The sequence below is a fragment of the Salinimicrobium oceani genome, assembly GCF_012037645.1.
This window is the reverse complement of record NZ_JAAVJR010001116.1, coordinates 1-357: the sequence shown is the minus strand read 5'-3', so window position 1 is coordinate 357 and position 357 is coordinate 1. Positions and strand designations below refer to the sequence as shown.

The window sequence follows — 357 nt, the reverse complement described above, 5'->3', positions numbered from 1 at the left end:
TAAAAGAAAATCAAATTAAGCTGCTCATAATCAGGTGGTCCCTGGTTCGAGCCCAGGTGGGACCACAGGTAGAAACCCTAATCCTTTGTTGTAGAAGCGATTAGGGTTTTTTATTTTTACCCAAATCCAATCTTTTCTTTTCCACAAAGTATCCTACCGCAAGTAAAGAAAGTAACAATAGACTTGCAGGAGCTTCATTTAGCCAAAGAGGACCTAACTTTGGAACTTTTTGTGGAAATTCAGCTTCCAGGCCTTTGGTCTTCGGAAATGTAAAAGCAAGTAACATTGATAACCAGAAAAGAGCTGGGAGTAAAGTGCCAAGAGCTAAATTCCGGTTTGGATCCCCGTCTTTTTTAT

1 protein-coding gene is annotated in these 357 nt (G+C 40.1%); it reads right to left on the bottom strand.

What is annotated here, in order from left to right; translation table 11 throughout:
- Positions 1-100 precede the first annotated feature (100 nt).
- On the bottom strand, positions 101-357 hold a 257-nt coding region (locus HC175_RS24010), incomplete at its 5' end, for a hypothetical protein (protein WP_209310168.1).